Here is a 5,777-nt window from a genome sequence, read left to right on the forward strand (position 1 = left end):
TGCGCCGTGGCGATGTGCGCCGCGCCAAGCTGTACTACCTGCGCGGCCGCCGCGGTAAGTCCGCCCGCATCGCCGAGAAGGCGCGCGAGGTGGAAGCTCCCGCCGCCGCTGCCGAGTAAGACGAGACCAGGGGGGAGGCTCTCCCCCCAAAGCCCCCCAGCCATGAGCCGGGAGGCTCTTGGAACCCGCATACTGGGTTACGAAATGGGGGCTTCAAGGCCCCCTTTTTTTTAGCCCGGGAGGATGCCAGAAGGGCGGCGCCCCGATGGTTCCAGTTTCACGCAGGAGGTCACGTTTCGATGCCGCGTACTTTGTTCGACAAAATTTGGGATGCGCATGTGGTGGACCGGTTGGAGGACGGCACGTGCGTGCTCTACATCGACCGGCATCTCGTGCATGAGGTGACCAGCCCGCAGGCCTTCGAGGGACTGCGCATGGCGGGCCGCAAGGTGCGCCGGGTGGAGAACACCATTGCGGTGGCGGACCACAACGTGCCGACCGATGCGGACCGCCTGAAGGGCATAAACGAGCCCGAGAGCAAGCTGCAGATCGAGACGCTGGAGCGTAACGTGGCGGAGTTCGGGGTGACTTACTTCCCGATGTCCGACACGCGCCAGGGCATCGTGCATGTGGTCGGGCCGGAACAGGGCATCTCCCTGCCGGGCATGACCATCGTCTGCGGCGACAGCCACACCTCCACGCACGGCGCCATGGGCGCGCTGGCGTTTGGCATCGGCACGTCCGAGGTCGAGCATGTGCTGGCCACCCAGACCCTGCTGCAAAAGCCCGCCAAGAACATGCTGGTGCGCGTGGACGGCAAGCTGCCCCCCGGCGTGACCGGCAAGGACATTGTGCTCGCCATCATCGGCAAGATCGGCACCGCCGGTGGCACCGGGCATGTCATCGAGTTCGCCGGTGAGGCGATCCGCGACCTGGACATGGCCGGGCGCCTGACCGTGTGTAACATGGCCATCGAGGCTGGTGCGCGCGCCGGGTTGATCGCGCCGGATGAGACGACCTTCGAATACATCAAGGGCCGCCCCTTCGCGCCGAAGGGCGCGGATTTTGACGCCGCGGTCGCGTATTGGAAGACCCTGCCCAGCGACGAGGGCGCGCGTTACGACAAGGTCGTGGTGCTGGATGCCGCTGAAATTGAGCCTCAAGTCACTTGGGGCACGAACCCGGAAGCGGTGATCCCCATCACCGGCAATATGCCCAACCCGGCGGATGAGCCGGACGAGGCCAAGCGCGCCCAGATGGAGCGAATGCTGAGCTACATGGATTTGCAGCCGGGCCAGAAGATCGCGGGCACCAAAGTGGACGTGGTATTCATCGGCTCCTGCACCAATTCGCGGATTGAGGATCTGCGCGAAGCCGCCGCCGTGGCCAAGGGCAAGCATGTGGCCCCAAACGTGCGCGTGCTGGTGGTGCCCGGCTCCGGCCTGGTGAAGAAGCAGGCCGAGGATGAAGGCTTGGCGAAGATCTTTATCGATGCCGGGTTCGAGTGGCGCGAGGCCGGATGCTCGATGTGCCTCGGCATGAACCCGGATAAGCTGACGCCGGGCCAGCGCTGCGCCTCCACCTCCAACCGCAATTTCGAGGGCCGCCAGGGGCCGGGCGGGCGTACCCACCTGCTCTCCCCTGCCATGGCCGCCGCCGCCGCCGTGACCGGCGCGCTGACCGATGTAAGGGAGCTGGTCTGATGGATAAGTTCACCGCCCTCACCGCCGTTGCGGCACCGCTGAATGTGGCGAATGTGGATACGGACAAGATCATCCCCGCGCGGTTCCTCAAGACCATCAAGCGCACCGGGCTCGGCAAGAGCCTGTTCGCCGATATGCGTTACAACGACGATGGCAGCGAGAAGCCGGATTTCGTGCTGAACCAGGAGAAATACCGCCACGCGCATATCCTGGTCGCAGGCGATAATTTCGGCTGCGGCTCCTCGCGCGAGCACGCTCCCTGGGCGCTGCTGGATTTCGGCATTCGCTGCGTCATCGCGCCCAGCTTCGCCGACATCTTCTTCAACAACTGCTTCAAGAACGGCATCCTGCCGATCACGCTGCCGGAAGAGGTTTGCGAGACGCTGATGGACGATGCAGCACTCGGCACCAATGCGCGTCTCACCGTGGACCTGGAGCGCCAGGTCGTGGTGCGGCCCAATGGCGAGGAGATCGCCTTCAACGTCGATCCGTTCCGCAAGCACTGCCTGCTGAACGGGCTGGACGATATCGGCCTGACGCTGAAGCACACCGCCGCCATCGACGCCTATGAGGCGAAAACCCCCGCCTGGCAGCCCAAGATTCACGGAGCCTGATATATGACTGCTAACAAGACCCTGCTGCTGCTGCCCGGTGACGGCATCGGCCCCGAGGTGATGGCCCAGGCCAAGCGCGTGCTGAACTGGCTGCAAAGCTCCGGCCGCGCCAACTTCACCATCACCGAGGATCTGGTCGGCGGCGCCTCCATCGACGCCAATGGCGTGCCGGTGACGGATGCCACCGTGGCCAAGGCGAAGGAGGTGGACGCCGTGCTGTTCGGCTCCGTCGGCGGGCCCAAGTGGGACAAGGTGCCCTACGAGATCCGCCCCGAGGCCGGGCTGCTGCGCCTGCGCCAGGAGCTTCAGGTGTTCGCCAACCTGCGCCCGGCCAAGGTGTTCGACGCGCTGGCCGAGGCCTCCTCGCTGAAGCCGGAGCTGGTGCGCGGGCTGGATATCATGATCGTGCGCGAGTGCATCGGCGGCATCTATTTCGGTGAGCCGCGCGGCATCGAGACCCTGCCGGACGGCACCCAGCGTGGCATCAACACCGAGGTATACACCACGCCGGAGATCCTGCGCGTGGGCCGCGTGGCCTTTGACCTCGCGCGCAAGCGCCAGGGCCGCGTGTGCAGCGTTGAGAAGGCGAACGTGATGGAAGCCGGGCTGCTCTGGCGGCAGGTGATGACGAAGCTGCAGGCCGAGGAATACCCGGATGTGCAGCTGAGCCACATGTACGCCGATAACTGCGCCATGCAGCTGGCGAAGAACCCGAAACAGTTCGACGTGATCGTCACCGGCAATCTGTTCGGCGACATTCTCTCCGATCTCGCCGCCATGCTCACGGGCTCGCTGGGGCTCCTGCCCTCCGCCACGCTGGGCGCCAAGGACGCCTCCGGCCGCCGTCCGGGCTTCTACGAGCCGATCCATGGCTCCGCCCCGGACATCGCGGGCAAGGGTGTGGCCAACCCGCTGGCGCAGATCCTGAGCCTCGCGCTGCTGCTGCGCTACTCCTTTGACATGGAGGACAGCGCCGCCGCCATCGAGGCCGCGGTGGAACGCGTTCTGGCCAAGGCCGGCCGCACGCCGGACATTGCCGTGCCGGGCCGCCCCGTCATCTCCACCACGGAGATGGGGGATGCGCTGATCGCGGAGCTGGAAGCCATTTAATTTACCGGGCGGGGTTGCCTGATCAAGAAGGTTCGGTTACATCCCGCCCACGACGCGCCCGTAGCTCAGCTGGATAGAGCATCAGACTACGAATCTGAGGGTCAGGAGTTCGAATCTCTTCGGGCGCGCCATTTTCCCCTTGAAAATTAAGAGTTTTTTGACCGGGCCGTGAGCCCGCCGCGCGGTGTCGCCGCCGCTGCCCACCACATTCCCCCGTCGGCCTCATTTCGCCGCCGGTCTCCCGGTGGGACGCGTGCGCGTGCGCGGTTCAGCCCGCCCCCCGCCGCTTCCGCCCCGCGGACAGAGACGGCGGCCGCACGGCGACAATAGGAACCGGCTAACATGATCCCGACCCGGCACGCTGGATGGGGAATGTCCCGTGCGGCTCCATTTCATGCGTGCAGCCTGGGTGAATGGCTGGAACGCGCCATTCGCCCTCTTCCATAGGGTAGGGGGGTATGCTATACGCCTCACATGACCCACACCGTCCGTGACAAGCAGCGCCTGCTGGCGCGCGTGCGCCGCATCCGCGGCCAGGTTGAGGCAATCGAGCGCGCGCTGGAAGGCGAAGCCGGTTGCGACAAGGTGATGCATCTGCTCGCCGGGATGCGCGGCGCTACCGCAGGCCTCATGGCCGAGATCGTCGAGGACCACGTCCTTACCCACCTCGTCGATGACGAGAAGCATCCCGGCGCGCTGAACGAGAGCGCCGCCGAGCAACTGCTTGAAGTCGTCCGCACCTATTTGAAGTGAGGGATTCATGCTGAACCAATCCTCCCCGGCTGCCGGCCACAGCCATGTCTTCCTTGGCGCGGACCACGCACGCAGCGAGCGCCGCACCTGGGCGGTGATCTGGCTCTGCGGCGCGATGATGGCCGCGGAGATCATCGGCGGTTGGCTGTTCGGCTCCATCGCCCTCATCGCCGACGGGCTGCACATGAGCACCCATGCCGGTGCCCTGCTCCTGGCGGCTCTGGCCTACCGTTACGCCCGCCGGCACGCGGATGATCCGCGCTTCTCCTTCGGCACCGGCAAGCTCGGCGACCTCGCGGGCTTCACCAGCGCCATCATCCTGGCCATGATCGCCCTGCTGATCGGCTTCGAGGCGGTGAGCCGCTTCCTGTCGCCGGTGCCCATCCACTTCGCCGAGGCCATTCCCATCGCCTGTCTGGGGCTCGGGGTGAACATCGCCAGTGCCCTGCTGCTCGCCGGCGGCGGACACGAGCATGGGCACAGCCATGGACATGGTCACGATCACGGCCACCACGATCATGATGAGGAGCACATCATCCAGACGAACTCTGGAGAGATTCGGCTCGAAGTTTTCGAGGACGGTGTCCCGCCGCATTTCCGCTTATACGCCAATGCCAGGCATGAGCTTCCAGCCAGCGCTGCCGTGATCGAGACCGTGCGTCCCGACGGCGGGCGCCAGACCTTCCTCTTCGCGGTGCGCAACGGGTATCTGGAATCCCTCGACGAAATTCCCGAACCGCACGCCTTCATGGCCAATGTCACGATCTTCGGGCAGACCTATCCGGTGGCGTTCGAGGAGCACGAACACGCGACCGGAGCCGCCGGGCGCGACAACAACATGCGGGCCGCCGTGGTGCATGTTGCTGCGGACGCCGCCGTGTCGGTCCTGGTCATCGGGGGGCTGCTGCTGGCCCGGGCTTTCGGCTGGCTGTGGATGGACCCGCTGGTCGGCATCGTGGGCGCCCTAGTCATCGCGAGTTGGGCGCTGGGCCTGATCCGCGACACGGGCAGCATCCTGCTCGACATGACCCCGGACAGGGCCATGGAGCAGAAGCTGCGCGAGGCGGTCGAGCACGACGGCGACGAACTTGCCGATCTGCATCTCTGGCGGCTCGGCCCAGGCCATCTCGGCGCGATCCTCTCGATCACGACCCGCCACGCGCGGACCGTTACCTATTACAGGAACCGGCTGGCGCGTTTCAAATCCCTCTCGCACCTGACGATCGAGGTCCACGAGCCGCCGCAGGCCGGGAACGTCTGACCCAGATCATTCCCGACGGGCTATGGGCCGCCCGAGAGCCACGCCCACAAGGCCCAGACGCCGGCGGCGGTGAGGATGACCTTGATGACGGTTAGCAGCCGGCACCAGAGGCGCGAGGTTCCGGACCGGATGGGCGGCGCGAATGCGCGCGAACGGGCGGCAGCAGACAAAAAAACACGGGCACGGAGGAGACGCACCTGCGCCTCCCCGCTTCCCGTATGATCCGCTCACCCAGCCTGTCTCATTCGACCGACCTGGCGCTTAGGTAGTCATCGCACTCTTTCGATGGCACCAGCGCCAGAACCACCAGATGGCGGCCGCCGTGATGATGGTGTC

6 protein-coding genes and 1 tRNA gene are annotated in these 5,777 nt (G+C 65.8%); all 7 read left to right on the forward strand.

Annotated features, from left to right (window positions below; translation table 11 throughout):
* Positions 1-119: 50S ribosomal protein L19 (locus ACLPJJ_RS03485; protein WP_443589511.1), on the forward strand; the 119-nt coding region annotated here is incomplete at its 5' end.
* A 180-nt stretch (positions 120-299) separates the two neighbouring features.
* Positions 300-1,703: a 3-isopropylmalate dehydratase large subunit gene (leuC, locus tag ACLPJJ_RS03490; RefSeq protein WP_443589503.1), complete on the forward strand. Its 1,404-nt coding sequence runs from the start codon at positions 300-302 to the stop codon at positions 1,701-1,703.
* Positions 1,703-2,317, forward strand: coding sequence for a 3-isopropylmalate dehydratase small subunit (gene leuD, locus ACLPJJ_RS03495; protein WP_443589504.1), 615 nt, complete (start codon positions 1,703-1,705; stop codon positions 2,315-2,317). Before leuC ends, leuD begins: the two co-directional genes overlap by 1 nt.
* A 3-nt stretch (positions 2,318-2,320) precedes the next feature.
* The gene (gene leuB / locus ACLPJJ_RS03500) at positions 2,321-3,427 is read left to right on the forward strand and encodes a 3-isopropylmalate dehydrogenase (protein ID WP_443589506.1); all 1,107 of its coding nucleotides are present in this window, start codon (positions 2,321-2,323) and stop codon (positions 3,425-3,427) included.
* A gap of 54 nt (positions 3,428-3,481) precedes the next feature.
* Positions 3,482-3,558, forward strand: a tRNA-Arg gene (locus ACLPJJ_RS03505).
* Positions 3,559-3,901: 343 nt separating this feature from the next.
* The gene (locus ACLPJJ_RS03510) at positions 3,902-4,180 is read left to right on the forward strand and encodes a metal/formaldehyde-sensitive transcriptional repressor (RefSeq protein WP_443589507.1); all 279 of its coding nucleotides are present in this window, start codon (positions 3,902-3,904) and stop codon (positions 4,178-4,180) included.
* A gap of 7 nt (positions 4,181-4,187) precedes the next feature.
* Complete coding sequence (dmeF, locus tag ACLPJJ_RS03515; RefSeq protein ID WP_443589509.1) at positions 4,188-5,441, forward strand: CDF family Co(II)/Ni(II) efflux transporter DmeF; 1,254 nt, start codon at positions 4,188-4,190, stop codon at positions 5,439-5,441.
* Positions 5,442-5,777: the final 336 nt, after the last annotated feature.

The sequence above is a fragment of the Acidocella sp. genome (assembly GCF_052326845.1).
Lineage (GTDB): Bacteria > Pseudomonadota > Alphaproteobacteria > Acetobacterales > Acetobacteraceae > Acidocella.